General features: G+C 66.3%; 19 protein-coding genes. 4 read left to right on the forward strand and 15 right to left on the reverse strand.

All coding sequences use genetic code 11. From position 1 onward, the window contains the following. Nucleotides 1-130 precede the first annotated feature (130 nt). The 5 genes from MNO14_RS09645 to MNO14_RS09665 form a co-directional block, all read right to left on the reverse strand. Nucleotides 131-592, reverse strand: coding sequence for a hypothetical protein (locus tag MNO14_RS09645; protein ID WP_241943548.1), 462 nt, complete (start codon nucleotides 590-592; stop codon nucleotides 131-133). Next, nucleotides 589-1,176 carry a UDP-N-acetylglucosamine acyltransferase gene (locus MNO14_RS09650; protein ID WP_241943549.1) on the reverse strand — a complete coding sequence of 196 codons (588 nt, stop codon included), beginning with the start codon at nucleotides 1,174-1,176 and terminating at the stop codon, nucleotides 589-591. The genes MNO14_RS09645 and MNO14_RS09650 overlap by 4 nt, the downstream gene beginning before the upstream one ends. Before the next feature lie 189 nt (nucleotides 1,177-1,365). After that, nucleotides 1,366-1,920, reverse strand: coding sequence for a hypothetical protein (locus tag MNO14_RS09655; protein WP_241943550.1), 555 nt, complete (start codon nucleotides 1,918-1,920; stop codon nucleotides 1,366-1,368). 157 nt (nucleotides 1,921-2,077) lie between these two features. Next, a complete protein-coding gene (locus tag MNO14_RS09660; RefSeq protein WP_241943551.1) occupies nucleotides 2,078-3,058 on the reverse strand; it encodes an alpha/beta hydrolase in 981 nt (326 codons plus the stop codon). Between the two features lie 312 nt (nucleotides 3,059-3,370). Further along, nucleotides 3,371-3,829: a DNA methylase gene (locus tag MNO14_RS09665; RefSeq protein WP_241943552.1), complete on the reverse strand. Its 459-nt coding sequence runs from the start codon at nucleotides 3,827-3,829 to the stop codon at nucleotides 3,371-3,373. A 133-nt stretch (nucleotides 3,830-3,962) separates the two neighbouring features. Here MNO14_RS09665 and MNO14_RS09670 point away from each other — a divergent pair, with 133 nt between their 5' ends. Next, nucleotides 3,963-4,412, forward strand: coding sequence for an FKBP-type peptidyl-prolyl cis-trans isomerase (locus MNO14_RS09670; RefSeq protein ID WP_241943553.1), 450 nt, complete (start codon nucleotides 3,963-3,965; stop codon nucleotides 4,410-4,412). 267 nt (nucleotides 4,413-4,679) lie between these two features. Here MNO14_RS09670 and MNO14_RS09675 read toward each other — a convergent pair whose 3' ends face one another. The 5 genes from MNO14_RS09675 to MNO14_RS09695 form a co-directional block, all read right to left on the reverse strand. Then, nucleotides 4,680-5,051 carry a YajD family HNH nuclease gene (locus MNO14_RS09675; RefSeq protein WP_241943554.1) on the reverse strand — a complete coding sequence of 124 codons (372 nt, stop codon included), beginning with the start codon at nucleotides 5,049-5,051 and terminating at the stop codon, nucleotides 4,680-4,682. 61 nt (nucleotides 5,052-5,112) lie between these two features. Next, complete coding sequence (locus MNO14_RS09680; RefSeq protein WP_241943555.1) at nucleotides 5,113-5,814, reverse strand: hypothetical protein; 702 nt, start codon at nucleotides 5,812-5,814, stop codon at nucleotides 5,113-5,115. A gap of 76 nt (nucleotides 5,815-5,890) precedes the next feature. Next, on the reverse strand, nucleotides 5,891-6,160 hold the full coding sequence (locus MNO14_RS09685) for a hypothetical protein (protein ID WP_241943556.1): 270 nt from the start codon (nucleotides 6,158-6,160) through the stop codon (nucleotides 5,891-5,893). A 570-nt stretch (nucleotides 6,161-6,730) separates the two neighbouring features. After that, nucleotides 6,731-8,359 carry a DUF4034 domain-containing protein gene (locus MNO14_RS09690; protein WP_241943557.1) on the reverse strand — a complete coding sequence of 543 codons (1,629 nt, stop codon included), beginning with the start codon at nucleotides 8,357-8,359 and terminating at the stop codon, nucleotides 6,731-6,733. 123 nt (nucleotides 8,360-8,482) lie between these two features. Next, nucleotides 8,483-9,382, reverse strand: coding sequence for a restriction endonuclease (locus tag MNO14_RS09695; protein ID WP_241943558.1), 900 nt, complete (start codon nucleotides 9,380-9,382; stop codon nucleotides 8,483-8,485). A 282-nt stretch (nucleotides 9,383-9,664) separates the two neighbouring features. On the opposite strand from MNO14_RS09695, the gene MNO14_RS09700 reads away from it, so the two are divergent. Continuing rightward, nucleotides 9,665-9,859: a hypothetical protein gene (locus tag MNO14_RS09700; protein ID WP_241943559.1), complete on the forward strand. Its 195-nt coding sequence runs from the start codon at nucleotides 9,665-9,667 to the stop codon at nucleotides 9,857-9,859. 93 nt (nucleotides 9,860-9,952) lie between these two features. Here the strand turns inward: MNO14_RS09700 and MNO14_RS09705 are convergent, their stop codons facing one another. Beyond that, a complete protein-coding gene (locus tag MNO14_RS09705; protein WP_241943560.1) occupies nucleotides 9,953-10,333 on the reverse strand; it encodes a tautomerase family protein in 381 nt (126 codons plus the stop codon). 577 nt (nucleotides 10,334-10,910) lie between these two features. On the opposite strand from MNO14_RS09705, the gene MNO14_RS09710 reads away from it, so the two are divergent. After that, nucleotides 10,911-12,062: a cytochrome P450 gene (locus MNO14_RS09710; RefSeq protein ID WP_241943561.1), complete on the forward strand. Its 1,152-nt coding sequence runs from the start codon at nucleotides 10,911-10,913 to the stop codon at nucleotides 12,060-12,062. A gap of 48 nt (nucleotides 12,063-12,110) precedes the next feature. Here MNO14_RS09710 and MNO14_RS09715 read toward each other — a convergent pair whose 3' ends face one another. Both MNO14_RS09715 and MNO14_RS09720 read right to left on the reverse strand, forming a co-directional pair. Next, nucleotides 12,111-14,189, reverse strand: a complete 2,079-nt coding sequence (locus tag MNO14_RS09715) for a C1 family peptidase (protein WP_241943562.1) — start codon at nucleotides 14,187-14,189, stop codon at nucleotides 12,111-12,113. 137 nt (nucleotides 14,190-14,326) lie between these two features. Then, nucleotides 14,327-15,109: a 3-oxoacyl-ACP reductase gene (locus tag MNO14_RS09720; protein WP_241946313.1), complete on the reverse strand. Its 783-nt coding sequence runs from the start codon at nucleotides 15,107-15,109 to the stop codon at nucleotides 14,327-14,329. A 341-nt stretch (nucleotides 15,110-15,450) separates the two neighbouring features. On the opposite strand from MNO14_RS09720, the gene MNO14_RS09725 reads away from it, so the two are divergent. Beyond that, nucleotides 15,451-16,086 carry an SGNH/GDSL hydrolase family protein gene (locus MNO14_RS09725; protein WP_241943563.1) on the forward strand — a complete coding sequence of 212 codons (636 nt, stop codon included), beginning with the start codon at nucleotides 15,451-15,453 and terminating at the stop codon, nucleotides 16,084-16,086. 328 nt (nucleotides 16,087-16,414) lie between these two features. Here the strand turns inward: MNO14_RS09725 and MNO14_RS09730 are convergent, their stop codons facing one another. Continuing rightward, nucleotides 16,415-17,038, reverse strand: a complete 624-nt coding sequence (locus MNO14_RS09730; protein WP_241943564.1) for a DTW domain-containing protein — start codon at nucleotides 17,036-17,038, stop codon at nucleotides 16,415-16,417. A 53-nt stretch (nucleotides 17,039-17,091) separates the two neighbouring features. Then, entirely contained in the window at nucleotides 17,092-17,583 is a 492-nt protein-coding gene (locus MNO14_RS09735) for an AsnC family transcriptional regulator (RefSeq protein ID WP_183425550.1), read from the reverse strand. Nucleotides 17,584-17,708: the final 125 nt, after the last annotated feature.

Raw genomic sequence — 17,708 nt, forward strand, 5'->3', positions numbered from 1 at the left:
GACGGATGGCACAATCGGGGCATCCGCAGATCCGACCGGTCGGATCACGACCGGCCGGATCGCCGTCCCCTATCGCCGACCTGGCTGCGCCGACGCGCCCCCACCACGCGACGACGACACAGCGCTGCAGTCAGGGCTGCGATCGATCGCGCGGGTCGGCAATGATCCTGGCCGGACTTCCGTACAGCACCAGGACCTTGCTTCCCGGGGGCAACGCCGGATCGGCTCCCTGAACCACCGTCATGAGATTCCCGTTGCTGGTCTCGACGACGTACTCAATGCCGTGCTGCGTGGATGCACTGCGTTCGACAGCGGCACCTGCGATGGCGCCCACCACCAGCCCCCCGATCGCGCCGACAGCCCCGGCGGCATCGCTGCCCCCGATCTGAGACCCAGCAACGGCACCGGCCGCGCCACCGGCAGCCGCACCGCCCCCGCGCGAACCGTCGATGATGACCGTCCTTGCGCTGATGATGGTGCCTTCGGTCGTCCGGTTCACTTGGCCGACGCTACCGATCGAATAACTGTCAGGTCTGACGTTCGGCACGCAACCTGCCGTCATCAGCGCCATCGCGATCCAGGCCGCCTTCATGGCGACGATTCGGTCCGGGACGCTTCGGTCCGGCCTGACGGGAACATCGGCCGCGAGGCATCCACCGTTTCCAGCGCCTGCAGGAACTGCGTGATGTTGTTCTGGACGGACCGATTGATCGACTCGCGCGCCCGGATGACGCCCGCGAAGGCATACCCGGCAGGCACCACACCATCTGCGCTGATGTCCTGGGTATAGATGATCGCGCCGGTAGCGCGATCGATGAGCTCGTAGCGCGCGGTGGTCGAGGTCGTCATCGAGGCACCGAACGCCGGGATGTCCAGTTCGAGCACCTTGACCGACAGGCTGACCTTGCGAAGCGAGTTGTCATCGAACACGGCCATTCGATTCAGGGCTTCGGTGAGCGCGTTTTCCCACATCTGCGGAATCTCATGCTGCGCTCCCGCCGGGATCTTGCCCTTCGCCTCATCCGGACGCGCGAGCGTCACCGTGAGCGACCGCATGTCGGCATCGACCTTGTTCTGGCTGACCCCGACATTCGGAACCGAGAAATTGAGCGGCGGATTCGATGCACACCCGACGAGACCAAGCGCGATGAACATCGCGCCGACGAACTTCTTCATTGCTTCCCCCTGATTGCCGTGACCGGCGTGATTGATAGACCTAACGAACGGCGAGCGACAACAACGTCTCGCCGCCCACATCGAGCGTGTACTCGAAGTTCTGATGCATCCCGCCATAGCCGGTGTCGCCAGGCGCCTAGTTGGCACCGATGCTGAGCGTGTGCCGGCCACGTGGCAGCGGCGCGATCATCAGCCAATAGCCATCGGCGGCCGACAGCGCGGATGGCGCGTCGGGATCGAGCTGGAAGCAACCGTCGCTGGGCACACGCAATGCCCGGACATCGCCAACGGGCCGACCATCGAGCATCGCCACCGCGCTGCCAGTTGATCGTTGTTCACCGCCACCCAGCCTTGCGCCGGCGCACAGACCTCTTCTTCCACGGCACCGCTGCCCTGGAAGTACGTATTGATGACGGGGACCAGCAGATACTTGCCTTCAGGCACCACGCAGCGCCGCTTCGGCGTGAAACTGCCACCGGTGCCGGCGAGGAACCAGACCGGGCTGTCGGGATCCTGGCCCATGGCGCACCAGCGCCCGTCCGGATCGAGATACGGCGCGATCCACTTGCCCATGGCCCAGCGCCACCACCGGACGGTCCACTCTCCCTGACTCGTCCCGGCCACCATGCCCTCTACCAGCCGCGCATCGCGCAACGGCATCGGCTCGCCGGCAGCAGGCTCCACAGGAGCCGCCGCCACACTGCCCAGGCTAAAGATCGACGCGCACAGCGCCGCGAACAGCACCCCTAAACTCCGCATTCCCTTGCCCCCACCGGCATTTGCCGGACGGCGAAGTCTATCGCGTGGGCGCAGAATTGACGAGAGTGCTCGCAGACGTCGACACAGCGCGCAGCGTACATGCGTGCCCCAGTCGAACTGCCGGCATCGCGGCAACGGCGCGCTAAGGGCGCAAGCCGAGCGCGTCCAACCAGCGCAGGGCATCGTGCGTCCAACGGTCGCTGCCGGTGCCTTGTCGGCGCACACCGAACGCGTGCCCGCCCGTTTCGTACCGGATCAGCGTCACGTTCGCCCCCGCGTCACGCAGCGCCGTTTCGTAGACCTCGGAATATTCGACCGGATCGATTGGATCATCCTTCGCATGGATGAGCAGCGTCGGTGGCACCGCCGCGGACACCACGATGTCGGTATTGAGCGCACGGGCTGCCAGCGAGTCCGAGGGGCGCAGATTCTTGTGCGCCATGGTCATGTGCCCGGGATAGACCGGAATCGCGAAATCGGGCCGGAGGCGCATCCGATCCGCGCCGTCGACAGGTTCGTACGCGCGGGCCCCATAGGCGGTACTCGACAGGACCGCCAGATGACCGCCCGCGGAAAATCCCATGACGCCGATGCGATTCGGGTCGATACTCCAGGCCTCGGCGTTGTAGCGCACCAGCGACATCGCCCGTTGCGCGTCCTGCAGCGCCATCGGAATGGCGGGCGACTCATGCCGCTTCGTTTCGGGGTTCCAGTTGCAGCCCGTATTGGGCACGCGGTACTTCACCAGCACACAGGTGATGCCGGCATCGGTGAGCCACTTGCAGACATCCGAGCCGTACAACCCCAGCGCGCTTTTCGGCCCGATGCCCAGCCCCTTATAGCCGCCGCCCGGAAAGACCAGCACCGCAGCGCGCGACGAAGGAAGCGCAGGCCGGTAAACCAGCATGCTGGGATGAGTCAGCGCCCATGCCTCGTGCGCCAGCGCTTGGATGCCCGCCTGTAGCACGGGGGAGTCCTCCGGCCACAGGGAGATCTCGCGCCAATAAGCCATCGAGGGCTGGGCTGTCGGTGCATCGTCCGATGACGGTGTCTCGGGGGTGGGCTGCTTCGGTGTCGATTGGGCGATCACGGCCACCGGCAACACGCCCGAGGTGATCAGCATGGAGAGTCCAAGCAGGCCACTCATCATTCGACGCATCGTTCCACCCTAACGCTCCCGCGAGCGCAGATCTTGAGCGGTCACACTAGCGCGGCTCGGTGCCACCCTCAATCAGAGCCCGGCATAAGGCAATTCACGGGCACTGACACATGCAAGACAAGGCCATCAGGTGTTCTTTCGCGAAGGAAACTTAGGCCGGTTATGACGTTCCCGTCCCTTGACCTGTGCGTTTACGCTCTGCAAGCGATTCGGCTCGGTGGTGTTTGGCTATCAGGTTTGGCTACCTGGATCACCGCGGCGCCTCCCACCCATCGGTCATTCATCCGAACTGCGCCATTCAGCGCTCATGACAGCCGCCCCCGCCTCCTGCATGAATATCCCCAGCGTCACCGGCCCGACGCCCTTGAACGCGAGCAGGCGATGCTCGAAGTCTTCGCGGCTGCCGGCGGCCTCGGCAATGCCGAGGATGCGGCCATCGTAGTCGTCGATCAGCGTGCGGCACAGCAGCGAGAGACGGGTCGCGGTGGACTCGTCGTAGCGTCGGTAGCCGCCTTCGCCGAGCATCCGTACCAGTTGCGCATGGCTGCAGGCGCCGAGCTTGCGGGGCGTGTCCCGGCCGTGCACCTCGACGATCACCCGCCACGTCTCGGCTGCAATGCTCTGCGAGATGCGGTTGCCGAACAGGAAGCTGGCCAGGAACCACTTGAACAGGGCCGACTCGTCATGGGGTTTGATCTCGAAGCCGAGATCACGCGGCAGCAACTGGCGACGCATGCGTCCTCTTCTCCAGATGCGCGCTGGACGGGCCCAGGCGCTTGGTCACAGTTCGCCACGGCCGCTGCGAACCCGGCGCGGTGAGCGGTGCTTGGCGCTATGCTGCCCGACTCGCCTCGCACTGCCAGACATCATGTCCAACCGCGCACTTCGCCATGCCGCCCTGCTCTCCGTGTTGCTGCTTGCGGCGTGCGGCAGCCCGGCGCCCTACACCGGTGGCGATGTGACCGAGTTGCAGCGCATCGACATGACCGAGGGCGACGGCGCACCCGCGACAGCCGGCGACGACGTGGCCGTGCATTACACCGGCTGGCTCTACAACGAGAACGCGCCCGATAAGCGCGGGGCCAAGTTCGACAGTTCGCACGATCGCGGCCAGCCCTTCGTGTTCGAACTGGGCGCCGGCCGCGTGATCCGGGGCTGGGACGAAGGCGTCGCCGGCATGCGACCCGGCGGCACGCGGGAACTGCACATCCCAGCCTGGCTCGGCTACGGCGATAACGGCGCCGGCAAGGTGATCCCGCCGGGCGCATCGCTGGTGTTCGAGGTGGAGCTGTTGGAAATCCGACCACAGGGGAAGTAAGGCGGAACCTGATAGAGCCGGTGGCAGTTCAGAAGCTTTCAGTGCTTGCATCACGAGCCGCCTCCGGCCAGGACGCGCAGCGGGCGATCAATCGGCGGACACCCACGCCCTTGCGTCATCGCATCATTCCGGCCGCCCGTTCGCGCCCAGCATTGCGATAGCGCCGGCCAAACACGGTTCGAAGGCAACGCGCAGGCAGCAAGACATTAATGCCGTCTTCGCCGCCTCAAAGGCGGCCAATGTCGCGGCCAGCCAGTACAGCGCTGGTCAGGACCGCGTCTTCTCGAGCCTCGCCTTCAAATCCGCAAACGGGTTGGAGGTTGCCGCGGCGGGCACGTCCTCTGCATTGCGCGCGCTCACGCCCGTGTGGTCGAGTTGGCGGGCATGCTCGTTGTCGTGGCAGTAGATGCAGAGCAACTCCCAGTTGCTGCCATCGGGCGGATTGTCGTCGTGGTTGTGATTGCGGTGATGCACGGTCAGCTCGCGCAGGTTGGCGCGGGTGAACTCACGCGCACAGCGGCCGCAGATCCACGGGTACAGCTTCAACGCGCGCTCGCGGTACCCGTTGTTGCGCTGTTCGGCGCTGCGGCGGGCCTCGGCGACAATGCGGTCGAGCTTGGACGGGTCGGGTGTCGGCATGGGCAGAGTCTAGCGCCCCGTGACAGCAGCAGGTCCACGTGCCTGGGCACCACGACTTGTATCAGTCGGCGCCCTTCGCCGCGCGGCTTTCCGCAAACTCCGGAAAGGTTTCCGCGATCGAATCCTTGTCAGGCAGGATGTAAAACACGCCGCCCTTCTCGAACGTCGAGCGCACGACCTGCTCATAGAAGTCTGAAGAGACGTTGATGCACCCGTGGGTGACGCGGTTGTCGTCCGGCGAAGGTGAGGCCAGGCGTTCGGCACGTCGCTCGGCGGGCGTGCCACTCGCAGTCGGGTGCAGCGAGACCGCCGAATCGTAATCCACCCAGAGCACCCGCCCGGCGTCGATCGATGGACCATAACCGCCCACGAAGCGACCGGCAGGCGTGGTGCGATCGCGGCCCGGAATCTCACGCAGCGCAAGACCGGCGATGCCGGGCGCCGCATGGTCGCCGATCGCAGACCCGAACAGCCCGGGGGCTGCGCCACGCAGTCGGCCATCGCCGCCGAACACCAGGACCTGCGCGGCCGCCTTGTCGATCACCGCGAACGGATAGCCGTGGTTGTCATTGGCCGCGATGACCCAGCCCGCCAGCTCGATCACCATGTCCGAGACCTCTTGCCCAGGCGGAAGCTGGTCGACCGAAGCGGCAGGTGTCGTCACGGCATCTTCTGCGATGGCGACGCCCACACTCGCGGATGCCAACGCAAGCAGCAGCACACTGTGGAAGACCCGCCTTGCAGCGTGTGTGGACTGGGCCATGGGGCAACTCCTCGACAAGGACGGTGAAACACCGGGACCCGCGGCTCGCAGGCCCGCAGGTCCCGGTTCGATCAAATCAACCGCGCGGCGTGCGGCGCGGCGCCGTTTCGAGCTGCTGGACGCGACGCTCCATCTGATCCAGGCGCTGGTTGGCCTGCGTCGCGGACTGGTTGGCGGATTCCGCACTCTGGGCCGCACCCTGCACGCGCGAGTCCAGGGAGTCCAGGCGCGAGTCGATGCGTGCGAAGTCTTCCTTGTAGGTGGCGCAGCCACCCAGTGCCACGGAGGCGACGAGCGCCACGCCGATCACTTGCGCCGTTCTACGACGCTGAGGGGTGAGCAACATTCCGGTTCTCCTGCTTCGGGGGAGTCCGGAATATAGCGGCGTTCGTGCCGCTGGCACCGTGAGCCTTCAGGCGAGATTGGACTACGTAAATGGCGCGTGAAAGGCCGTTGATTTCCATATCTAGGGCTGCCCCTAGATGGCAGAAAGACCTTCTTATGCTGCGCCCATCAGACGTGATCTGACGAGCGAGGTCTGCATCCGCGTGTCTTCAACGTACCGGCGCCCGTGACGCACGGCAGCGCAATGCCTTTGCCGTTGACCAAGCGGCGGGACACCAAGCGACTGACGCAAACAGAAGCGAGTGAACTCAGACACCGATGCGGCCCGCAGCACGCAAGCGGCTGCGGACCGCGTTCGCTCAATGCAACTCGCTGCGATGGTCACGCCGCCGCTCGATGGCCCGACTCGCATTCACGTTGTACAGCGGTGGCCCCTCCCGGACCCGAAGCCCCGGCGCGGGCACTTCGTCGAGGGGTTGCGAGCCCACCTGCGGCATGCTTCATGAAGACAGCACCGGAGAGCCAAGGGTCGGACTTTGCTCTCCGGCGCTGCCGCAATCAGGCTCAAGTGTCACTCGGCAAGCGCGCGCCTCACGTTCTCGATCGCCTGTACCTGAAGGGGGTCGTTCGAATCCGCCACTTCAAGGAAATTCTCGAACCACCGCCTCGAAATGGGTTGACCCAGGGACTCACGACGCGACCAGTCCAAGATATGCGCGCGACCGTCGCGAGGATACTTCTCCAAAAGCGCATCGAGATACGGACTTGCCTTCGCCATTGCGTCTTCAGTAGGCAACCCGGCGTCGTACATCCACATCGTCACCAGTTCGCGCAGGACCACCTGCTCCTGGCTCGGGTCCTTCCGGGCCAGCTGATAGTGCGCTTCGGCAAGTTCAAACCGACCGATGTTGTAACTGGCTGCGGCAAGGAGATACTGGCCGTACGCATCGTCCGGGCTGCGCGCTACTGCATCCGCGGCCGTCGCGAATGCCCATTCGGGTTCCCCGCGCACGAGCCGACTTGCAACCTGTCGCGCCTGCCAGGGCGTCAACAGAGCAAAACGTTCACGTTGCAGAAGCAAAGCAAGGCCCTTGATCTCGTCTACGGACGTTCCGTCGGACCGATGAAAACTCAGCTGCGCCGCTCTTGCGAGCGCATCCTCATTCGACGCCATCCGGACGGCCTCGTCGATGACGTCCGCAGCGCCCTGCGTGTAGCGATCTTCTGCCATCTCGATACGCACCGCTTCGACGTAAGGCGCTGCGAGCTGGTTGGCCTGTAGCGGATACTTCTCCACATTCGATGCCAAAGTCTGCGCGTACTGCGCCATTGCCTGCAATGCCCCACCCCATCGCGGTTGTAACGCCCCCATGCGCGACAGCGCGACCTCGGCGCACGCTGGCCCTGCGAGCTGAGCTTGTGCGAATGCCCATGCCTCTAGATCCCTGTCGGACACTGCCTTCGCTATTTCCATCATGCCGATGTAGGCCTGCGTCAACGCAGGATCCAGTTCGATGGCCCGGCCATAGAGCTGTACAGCCTCGACGAAGTGGCTTTCCATCGCTTCGATCTGGGCAGGGGTGGTCTCCGACGCCCATGCTAAGCCTCGCGCCGCCCACCCCATTTTGGAGTGGTGGTGCCCGCGCATCATCACCGCAAACGCGCTATCAGGCGCGGCTTCGATCCATTGTGCCGTGAGCGCATCGCGCTCATCCTCCGGCAGCTTGGTCACGTCGTGGACAAACGTATGGATGCGCTCGGCCTCCTCGCGCTGCCCATGGCCCGCCGAGACCGCGGCGAGTTGCGCTTCAAGCACGTCTACCTGCCCGGCATCGAGCAGCGCCTTCGTCTGCGCGGGCGAAGGCGCATTGGCAAAGTGATAGTGACAATGCGCCGCTGCGTGACCGGAAGGCCAAGCGTTGTCTGGCAGATCGGGCCATGCCAGACAACGGGCAAGCGGGTCTTTCATCTGCCTCGCGGCGCGCACGGCGATCAGATAGTCGCGCCATGGCGCCCCTACACCCACAAACTGTTCGCCTTGCGGCTTGTCCGGTATTGCAGGCAGGTCCAGTACGGCGGCAGGCGCGCTACCGGCAGCCGTCACCAGAGCGCTGAGCAAGGCCACTGACCCAAATGTACGCCTGCGCTGGGAATCAAACAGCATCTTCGGCGCCGACGTAAAAAACACCTTGCTTTGCATGTCTACTCGCTTTATCAAAATTTCTCGGCTTTGTTATTACGAAACGTCGAAGAAGGCGCTTGGCTCCCCGACTTGGAGCTACTGACATAACCACTAACGCCAACCGGAACAAGAAGCCCGCCCCTACATTTCCGGTGTCGAAGCGCGCAGCACCTCCATCGCCGCATCCGCCTTGCGCTGCGACTCACGGACTTCGGCGAGCGTCGGCTTGGGCCGTGTGGCGTGCTCCACGCAACGATCTACAGTCGCGCCTGTGCGTGGGTCGCGTTCGATACAGAAGTTCTGAGCCGCGGGTACCAGCGCGATCGCAGCACGAGGTGGCGCGACCGACGGCGCCGCCTCGTAACGCGGTGGCGTAACGACAGCAGATCGACCGACGTTCTGGAGGCTCAGGTTCAAGTTCCGGCTCAGGCCTTGGATCACCTGATAGGCGACCAGCAACAGCAAGCAAAGCGCGATGAACTTCAACAGCAGCGCAATGCCGGTGGCTTTGGCATACGACTTCGCGGCCCTGCGTCCAGCAGGCACAGCGCGATTGAGCGCGGTATTCAGTAAGTGCTCGCCGACCTGGGCGGCCAGCGTGTCGGCGGTGCGGGTTGCGGCAGGCGGCGCGTCCGGCAGTGGGCCGAGCATGGCGCGGAGTTCGTCGCCGTCGATCAATTGGACGTGGCCATTGCGGACGGCAGCTTCAATCGCAGCGCGAGTGAACTCGCCGCTGGTCACGACAATGGCGCCGTCGGCCTTGGCGTTGACCATCACGCCAATTAATTGGTGCACATCGTTGTGAGGCACCTTGTAGGCATTCCAGTGCTTGACCTGCACCAGCAACAACCGCCCGTCGCGCCGCAGTTCTAGATCGACACCACCATCGAACCGGCCAGCCGACGCGCCCGTCCCCACGTGCGTGACCTGATAACCCGCGTTGCGGTAGTGCGCGGCGAGCAGATGCTCCAGCCGGTCCCACCGCACCCCAGTCAGCGCATCGTCGCGACGATGCGCCACCCGCTTCAATCCCTGTCGCATGCCGTCCCCCTGACTGGCCTACGTCACCGCTCGCGCGGTTTCATCCTAGATAAGTGAACCTGGAACGGTTAGCTACCACTCTGTTGAGCTCATGGAGCGGCAAGGGCTGAATAAGCGAGGTAATCGCCTCTCTCCTTCGGCGTGGTGAAGGCTGAGCCTGAGTAGGATACCGTCTCACTGCGCCAGCGCACAGGCAACGCCCAGCCACTGCAGCACCGCCCATCCCGCCGTGTTGACCCTGCCCGCGGTAGCGTCGGCGGCCCTTACATCCCCTAGTTCGCCATGACCCCACTCGACAAACCCCTCAAGCGCGAAGTGCAGATCGATGACGCGCCGTATGTGCTGACCATCGATCCCGACGGTCTGAAGCTCGTGCCCAAAGGCAAGCGCAAGGGCCTCGAACTGCGCTGGACAGAACTGGTCAGTGGCGATGCGGCGCTGGCCGCGGCGCTGCAAGCGTCGCTGGAAACGCGCTGAACGCCGATTTTCGGCCAAGAAGCTTACTTTTCGCGACGAGTACCCCCCTATCAGGCGACGAGCACGCCGCGGCGCGTGATAACGCCGCCGAGCTCATGGCGCGTACTGCGCCTCGCCATCCCCGAACGACCAGTTTTCCTTCTTGACTTCGACCAGGTTGATGAAAACATCCTCGGGGCGTAGACCGACCTGGGCGTGCAGGCCGTCGGCAATCGCGCGATACAACGCCCGCTTTTGCTCCAGGCTGCGGCCTTCACTCCAGGTGATCTGGATGGCGATGAAGTCATCGGTCCTCGCGATTCCAAGATAGCCCCGATCGAATACCAGGCCGTCCTCGTCATGTTCCTGGATGATCTGGAAGCGGTCGTCGCTGGGCACGCCCGCCCCAGCCAGCGCGTCCTGGACCGCCTGCCCCACCCGCTCGCGATACCCGGCGTCCTTGCCTTTACGCAGATCGATACGAACAAGCGGCATGGAGGCCTCCGGAAACCTTCGATGACAAGAGGTGGGAGTATGCGCTCGACGAGGTTCGGATGCGCTGTGCCCCGCCTGCAGCGCCGCAGGCGCGCCACCATGATCGCGGCGGATTGGGGATCGCCGACTTGGCCCATCGGCCGGTGCCATACGGGGTGACGTCTGGCCAATACCCCGCATCCGCGGGTGCCTCCGGCGCCCGCGCGCGAAGTGATTGCAAGCGACCAAAAACTGTGCCTAGACTGCCGGCGCGGATCGCGGCGCTTGCAGGGGAAAATGCGCAGACGCATCGGTTCGCGCTAAGACAGTTGGAACGCAACGGGTGTCGGCATGTCCCGCGGTTCTTTTTGCGGTCGTATCGGCGGCTTGCCCCGTTGTTCTCGATCTCATGACGACAAGGAGATAAGATCATGAAGCGTTTCGTGCGTTCGGTGCTGCGTACCGGGTCTGGCCGCCAGAAGGCCGTGTGGAAGTACGCTTACCTCTGGCCGAGTATCTATCTGGGCTGAGTCGCGCGTCGACACTGCGCCGCGCAGCTTCGTGCTGCGCGGCGTTTGTTTTATGGAGAAGGAGATCCATGCTCGACAAGCTCCCCGTCGTGGGCCGATTCCTGGGCGGCCGCGTCGCCGACGACGCCGGTTGGCGGCGCATGGAGGCATTGCTGCGCAAGTGCGAGCGCCGTCCGGTCTACCGCGCCTGGATCGGTGATGTGGTGGTCTGCGATGCTGCGCTGGCGCGCCGGGCCTTGCTCGACAGCGACAACTGGCTGGCGCGCGAGCCGAGCGTGTGGCAGTTCGGCGACAAACAGCGGGTGCCCGCCGCCACCGTCACCGAACTCAATCGCTGGCTGCACGGCGCGGCCGCCCGGCACGATGTCGATGCGGCAGCGCGTATCGCCGTTGTGGCGCTCGCGGCGGCATCGGGCGATCTGCATCGCGCCGCCCTGCTGGCCGCGCTCGACTCGGTCGCCGACATGCTGGGCTTCGACTGCAATCCCGAGTTGGCGGCTGCGGTCCGGGTGTACATCGGCGATGTCTTCCACGCCAAGCTCGTCCACGCGCACCTCGACGATGCGCAGATCGCACGCGCGCAGGGGCTGGCCTCGCGGGTCGCGGCCTTGCTTACCACCTGCGATGCCGAGCTGCCGGCGGTGCTGCGCAGCGATGGCGTCCTGAGCGGCGCGGCGCGCGGCGAGGTCTATCTGCACGCCGTGCTGTCGGTGGTCGGCGCCTCGGGGGTGATGCTGGCGTGGCTTGCGTGTGTCTTGCACATGGACACCGTGGCCGGCGTCGACACCTCAGCGGACAGCCGGGCGCAGGTGTTCACCTGCAAGCCCGAGCATGTCGCGCTGGAATTGCTGCGCCTGTGGCCACCGGCCTCGGCGCATGGTCGGCGCGTGCTCAAGGACCATCAGGTCGGGCCGGTCAAAGCGCTGCGCGATGACGACCTGGTGATTCCGGTGTTCGTGCTGCACCGGCATCGCGACGCCTGGCCCGATGCGCGCGCATTCGCGCCCCAGCGATGGCAAGAAGACCCGCGGCCGACGGCGTTCATGCCGTTCTCGGCGGGCCCGGGCGCCTGCATCGGCTCGCAGTTCGAGATCCGCTGGTTGGCGGCCGTGGTCCGGCATGCAGCCGCACTGGGCAGCTTGCAGCTCGTCAAGGTCGGCAGGTCGCCGTGCGCGAACACGATGTTCTCCCCGCCGCGATGCCGGCTCGAGGCGCCCTGAGCATCACTGGCCCGCGGTGCACGACGCGATGATGCGGCCCGCCCTCGCCTAACCTCGCGGCGGCGGGGTCTCCAGCGCCTCGCACAGTCGGTTGCGGCTGTCCTCTAGTCCGGACTCGGTGCGGTGGATGCGCACCGGGGCCCGGCCGTCGCGACGGCCGAGAATCCGGCACACCGTGGCCTGCAGGGTTTCGGGGTCGTTGTCGAAATCGCCGTGCCGGGTCGCCGCGCTGCCGTCGGCAACGGTGGCGGGCGGCTCGCGGGCCGGGGACTGGATCCAGTCCAGGCGATCGGTGGCCAGCAGGTCGCGGATGCCCGGATGGGCCTCGATGAAACGGGCCATGCCCAGCAACGGGGTGCCATGGCGATGCTCGCTGCGCACCCAGCTGCGCGCACGCACCTCGAAGGCGTGGGCCACGAGGTACAGCAGGGACTTGTTGTAGATGCGGGCGCAATGGTCGTCCTGCTCGGCGCGGTCGGTCAGCGTGAACAGCGCGCCGTGGCCGATGCGCTCACTCTGCAGTGCCGGCAGGAAGGTCTGCTCGAACAGGTCCATGGTCATCGCCGGCGCCCACAGCGTGAGGCTGGCGATGCGCTGGCCGATGCCCTGCATTGTGGCGGCCGGGCCGTCGGCGACGCGGCCCTCGGTGGTCAGCAGTTGCGCCAGTGGCGCAAGCAGCACGGCCCCGGCGCTGTGGCCGACCAGGTGCAGTTCGACGTCGGGGTCGGCCTGCATCCACTCGCCCAGGAGGCGTGCGACCTGGGCCGCGCCGCCGGCTTCGGTGATCGCATCGCCGCTGCGCACGACCGCATTGGTCGCCAGCAGCGCGTTCTCCTTCATCTCGTCCCACAGTGCCTTGCCGCCCAGTGCGCGGGCCAGCGGTTCGATGGTGTCGTCGACGCGGTCGAGCAGCAGGCCCTTGGCGCGGTCCATCAGGCCCTCGGTGCGCGGGCGCACGGCATCGCGCAACAGGTTGCCCAGCGTGCTCCAGAAGCCGGTCTTCCAGACGAAGCACAGCGGATAGACCTGCTGCGGCAGCATCAGTTCGCGCAGGTCGGCGACGCGCTGGATGGCGGCCTCCTCGGGCACCAGGCCGCCGTGTGCATAGAGCGCGATACGCTTCTTCGGCCAGTCGCGGGTGATGCGCGGAAGATCGTCGCGCACCAGGTGGCGCACGGCCTCCTGGCTGGTGCCGAAGCGGCCGGTCGTGCGCAGGCGACCATCGTTGCCGAGGCTGACGATGTGCGGGCGGAGGTCGGCCTGGGCGTAGCTGTTGGACTGGCGGGCCAGGAACGAATTGCTGGTGGCCGTGGCCTGCACGCGCTGCAGGCGCACCGGCACGGCCAGCCGCGCGACCCAGACATCGGTGCCGCGCTGCAGCCACTCGTCGTAGCTCACCCAGCCGTAGCCGCGTCGGCCCCAGCGCGTGCCCCAGGAATTCTGCAGCCAGAAGCCATCGCGGTCGTAGCCGACGATGGCGAACGCATGCCAGCCAGCGACCGGCTGCTCGGCCCAGGCGATGACGCCGGAGGCCGGCGGCACCAGCCAGCCGTCATGCACCGCCGCCGAGGCGTAGAGCACGCCGGCCTCGGCGAAGGCGGCGTGCATCGCCACCAGGTCCTTGTGGTTGACGCGGTAGTAGGCGCCGAGCGGGTGCTCCTGCGCGGCCCGGGCGCGTTCTTCGGTGTAGACCTCGTGCAACGGCCCGGAGCGGGCCGGCCAGCACTCCTCGGCGCAGACGCCATGGCGATGCCAGCCTTTCATCGCGCCGCGGCAGCTCGAGCCGCTGTAGTCCTCGCCTTCCCATTCGTCGTAGCGACGGGCCATGTCGTAGAGCATGCGCGTGCTCACGCGCCGGGTGACCGGTTCGGGCCGGCGGCGGCGCAGCAGCGTATGGGCCACGGTCGCCAGACCGTAGGCGGTGCAGGCGCCGTCGCTGCGCTGGTCGAGCACGGGGACCTTCAGCGAGAGGAAGTGCTCGAGCGGCATCTCCGAGGGCACGTCGACCAGCGTGGGCTCGAACATGCGGTCGCGGAAGTCGGCGGTGTCGGGCCGGGCGTCGAACAGCCGCGGCGTGGCCGCTGTCGTGCGCGGCGCCTTGCCGGTGCGGGGGGTCGTGGTCGCCATGCTGCCTCCTGCGTGCCTGCGTCGAACGCGGCCGGTGCCTGCCACCGGCCTTGGCGGATGCCCGCATGCAGTGTGCACCGGTTGCAGGTCGCCGTCGCGGCAGCGTGCGCGGAGGCTGTCGCAGGAGCCGCGACCGCTCAGTCCTTGACCAGGCCGCCGTCGACGACGAGGTTCTGGCCGGTCACAGCGCGGGCCCATGGCGAGGCGAAGAACAGCACCGCGTCGGCGAACTCGGCCGGGGTGGTCACGCGGCGCAGCGGCGTGCTGGCGGCGATCAGGTCGAACACGGCCTCGGGGGTCGCGGCGCTCGCATCGGTGGTCCGCAGCAATCCGCCGGACAGCATGTTCACGGTGATGCCGTGCGGGCCGAGGTCGGCGGCCATCGTACGCGTGAGCGAGAGCAGCGCGGCCTTGGCCGCGATGTAGTCGTGGTACGGGACGACCGGGTTCTGGAACAGGTTGGTGCCGATGTTGATCACGCGCCCGAAGCCGCGCTCGCGCATGCCGGGCACGGCGGACTGGATCGTATTCAGCGCCCCGCGCACGCTGCCCTCGAACTGCGCCGAGAACCGCGCCCACTCGATGGTCTCGCCCTGTGGGCGCGCATCGCCATCGAAGGCGAAATCGACGAGCGCATTGTTGGCCACGGTGGTCACCGGCGCACCGAACCGGGCGTGCGCCTGCTCGAACAATGTGGCGACCTGCGCCCGGTCGGTGACATCGGCCCGCAGCGCGAGCGCGCGTTCGGACCCGAACTCCTCCACCAGCGCCTGGGCGGCCGCGGCACTGCGGAAATGATTGACGACCACGCGCGCGCCCTGGCCGAGGAACGCGCGCACGATCGCGGCCCCCAAGCCACGCGCACCACCGGTGACGAGGACGATCTGGTCGGAGAGCGGGAGCGACATCGGCACATCCATCAAGGCGAGAACAGTCGGCAAGCATGCCATTGCTGGATGGGTTCGAGGCGCTGCTGGCCAGCCAACTCGGGCAATCAGTGACATCGGCCTCCGGCCTCTTGACGGGGCCTTGTGCACCTGCCCGTCCATGCCCGCGGCTCGCTTGCCACGCGACCTTCCCCCGGTATCCGGGCGTGTACGCGCTATTCGGGGGGGACACGATGGTCGCTTGATGGCGCCCCGCCTTTGTCCCCATGGCGGTGCCATGCGACTCTGTGCGCGCATCTTCCGCCAGCAGTCGCAGTGAGTACGAGCAAGTTGTCCGACGCGTCCTTGAGTTGGCGTCATGAAAGGAATGAACCATGCCGCGTTTCACCATCCTCGTGTACTCGGACTCACTCACCTGGGGGATCGTGCCCACGACAAGGCGCCGGCTTGCGTTCGATGATCGTTGGCCAGGGATTCTGGAGTTCGAGCTGAATGCTCTGGGACTCCCCAGGCCACGCGTGATCGAGGACTGCCTCAATGGTCGCAGGACTGCGTTCGACGATCCTTACAAGCCAGGAAGGCGTGCACTTGACGGTGTGCAACAAGTCATGGAGGCGCATGCGCCTCTCGATCTTCTTATATTGCTACTAGGCACTAACGACTTTCAGTCGATGCACCGGCACTCGCCATGGCATTCCGCTAGCGGTCTTGCGGCTGTCGTTTCTGCTGCGCGCCTGGCCCCTATCGAGCCCGGAATGCCCGTTCCGCCGATTCTGATCGTCGCCCCTCCGGCGTTGGATACCCCCCGCGGGCCGATCGCGCCGAAATTTGCCGGAGGAGATGTGGCTTCTGTCGGATTGGCCAGTGCTCTACGCCAGGTCGCTGATGAGTCCAACTGTTATTTCTTCGATGCGAATTCGGTGACGACCAGTAGTCGTATCGACGGGGTGCATCTCGATGCCGATCAGCATGCGCAACTGGGGCGCGCCCTGGCTCCGGTCGTCGCCTAGATCCTTCGTACAGGGCCGGCGACCAACAGCTGCGAGACGATCTGACGCCGTATCGCCTTCGAAGCAAACGAAGAAGCGCGAGAATCTCAACCTCACTGCGCTTCGCGTCGGCGACGTGCGCGGGCTCTTCGCGCTACTGATCGTATTCCTGTCGTTCCGGCGCAAGTTCAGGGATGCCGGAGCGTCTGCTCGAGGCCACGTTTGGCGACGCCTATCGGCGCTATCGCAATCGCACTGCGGCACTGATTCTGGGGGTCTGGTAACCGATTTGCCCGGATCATTGCGCCCGCGCGCGTCCAACGCCCGGACTCCTGCGCCAGACCTCGGCTTATGGCCGTGCGGCCTGCGCTTCTTGTGTGGCCCCCGCGTCTCCCGCTTCCCGCTTTGCCTGCGCCGCGATCTGCCCGTCGACCATCGCATCGAACGGGACGAGCAGCGCCTCGAAGCCGCCACCGGGCTCGAGCATGTCGAGCGCGGCGGCGATGGCCTCGACGGTCGCCAGTGCATTCGGCTCGCGGGCGCGGCGCACGCGGTAGCGCGATAGCCGGTCCGGCGCAAGCGCCAGGCGCGGCAGCGCTGCGAGCGCGGGGTTCAGGCGCAACAGGCGACGGGCCGTGCGCCAGGTGCCGTCCGGCACCACGAGCAGCGTCTGCGCGCCCTCGCCTGCCGCCGTCCAGGCCTCGGGATCGACAGCCGTTTCGCCCGGAAACAGCAGCAGCGCACGCACACCAGGCGCCTCGAGCCAGGCCGGCAGGTCGGCGAAGCGCTCGCCCACCCACACGGTGGCGCCGCGCAGACCAAGCACCGCCAGCCGTGCGGTGTTGAGTGGATGCGCGGCCTCGTCGGGATGCTGCAGCACGAGGACCCGGCTGCGACTGGGCAGATCGGGGATCCACGCGCACAGGCAATGCGAGACCGGGCGTAGGCAGCGGGGGCAACGGATGCGGGCCATGGCAAGAGGCGGCGTCATCGGTGAAACGTCGAGCGGACGCGCCGCCCGCCGTCTCAGTCCGGGATCGCCAGCGCCAGCGTCTCCTTGATTTCCTCCATCACGATGTAGCTGCGCGATTCGCGCACATGCGGCAGCGTCAGCAGGCTGCTGCCGAGCAGTTCGCGATAGGCGGCCATCTCCGGGATGCGCGCCTTGATCAGATAGTCGAAATCGCCTGACATCAGGTGACATTCGAGCACATTGGGCACGCGCAGGGCGGCGCGGCGGAATTCCTCGAAGATGTCGGCCGACTTGTAGGCCAAGCCGATCTGCACGAACACCAGCAGCCCGGCCTTCAACCGCGCGGGGTCGAGCCGGGCGTGATAGCCCTGGATGACGCCCTCGCGCTCGAGCCGGCGGACGCGTTCGGTGCACGGTGTGGTCGACAGCCCGACGCGCTCGCCGAGCTCGGTAAACGAGATGCGCGCATCCTCCTGCAGGATGCGCAGGATGCGCGCGTCGATGCGGTCGAGCGGGCGGCTGCGGGTGGTGCGCGGGACGGGCATGAAAACTCCGGGCAAGAGCGGCGCGCGGCAGGACAATCCGCCATGAACCACGCTTCAAAACAGCGGAATCGACTATCGAACCGCCACTATACTGCGCGGATTGCGTGCCGGCCGCGCCTTGCGCC

Source organism: Luteimonas sp. S4-F44 (assembly GCF_022637415.1).
GTDB lineage: Bacteria > Pseudomonadota > Gammaproteobacteria > Xanthomonadales > Xanthomonadaceae > Luteimonas.

Bases quoted from the DNA above. Each gene is read 5' to 3' on its own strand.
- MNO14_RS09680 (WP_241943555.1), bottom strand. From the start codon at position 5,814: ATGGCCCAGTCCACACACGCTGCAAGGCGGGTCTTCCACAGTGTGCTG.
- MNO14_RS09725 (WP_241943563.1), top strand. From the start codon at position 15,451: ATGCCGCGTTTCACCATCCTCGTGTACTCGGACTCACTCACCTGGGGG.
- MNO14_RS09670 (WP_241943553.1), top strand. From the start codon at position 3,963: ATGTCCAACCGCGCACTTCGCCATGCCGCCCTGCTCTCCGTGTTGCTG.
- MNO14_RS09735 (WP_183425550.1), bottom strand. From the start codon at position 17,583: ATGCCCGTCCCGCGCACCACCCGCAGCCGCCCGCTCGACCGCATCGAC.
- MNO14_RS09720 (WP_241946313.1), bottom strand. From the start codon at position 15,109: ATGGATGTGCCGATGTCGCTCCCGCTCTCCGACCAGATCGTCCTCGTC.
- MNO14_RS09685 (WP_241943556.1), bottom strand. From the start codon at position 6,160: ATGTTGCTCACCCCTCAGCGTCGTAGAACGGCGCAAGTGATCGGCGTG.
- MNO14_RS09710 (WP_241943561.1), top strand. From the start codon at position 10,911: ATGCTCGACAAGCTCCCCGTCGTGGGCCGATTCCTGGGCGGCCGCGTC.
- MNO14_RS09665 (WP_241943552.1), bottom strand. From the start codon at position 3,829: ATGCGTCGCCAGTTGCTGCCGCGTGATCTCGGCTTCGAGATCAAACCC.
- MNO14_RS09675 (WP_241943554.1), bottom strand. From the start codon at position 5,051: ATGCCGACACCCGACCCGTCCAAGCTCGACCGCATTGTCGCCGAGGCC.
- MNO14_RS09650 (WP_241943549.1), bottom strand. From the start codon at position 1,176: ATGAAGAAGTTCGTCGGCGCGATGTTCATCGCGCTTGGTCTCGTCGGG.
- MNO14_RS09690 (WP_241943557.1), bottom strand. From the start codon at position 8,359: ATGCAAAGCAAGGTGTTTTTTACGTCGGCGCCGAAGATGCTGTTTGAT.
- MNO14_RS09705 (WP_241943560.1), bottom strand. From the start codon at position 10,333: ATGCCGCTTGTTCGTATCGATCTGCGTAAAGGCAAGGACGCCGGGTAT.
- MNO14_RS09660 (WP_241943551.1), bottom strand. From the start codon at position 3,058: ATGCTGATCACCTCGGGCGTGTTGCCGGTGGCCGTGATCGCCCAATCG.
- MNO14_RS09645 (WP_241943548.1), bottom strand. From the start codon at position 592: ATGAAGGCGGCCTGGATCGCGATGGCGCTGATGACGGCAGGTTGCGTG.
- MNO14_RS09700 (WP_241943559.1), top strand. From the start codon at position 9,665: ATGACCCCACTCGACAAACCCCTCAAGCGCGAAGTGCAGATCGATGAC.
- MNO14_RS09715 (WP_241943562.1), bottom strand. From the start codon at position 14,189: ATGGCGACCACGACCCCCCGCACCGGCAAGGCGCCGCGCACGACAGCG.
- MNO14_RS09695 (WP_241943558.1), bottom strand. From the start codon at position 9,382: ATGCGACAGGGATTGAAGCGGGTGGCGCATCGTCGCGACGATGCGCTG.
- MNO14_RS09730 (WP_241943564.1), bottom strand. From the start codon at position 17,038: ATGGCCCGCATCCGTTGCCCCCGCTGCCTACGCCCGGTCTCGCATTGC.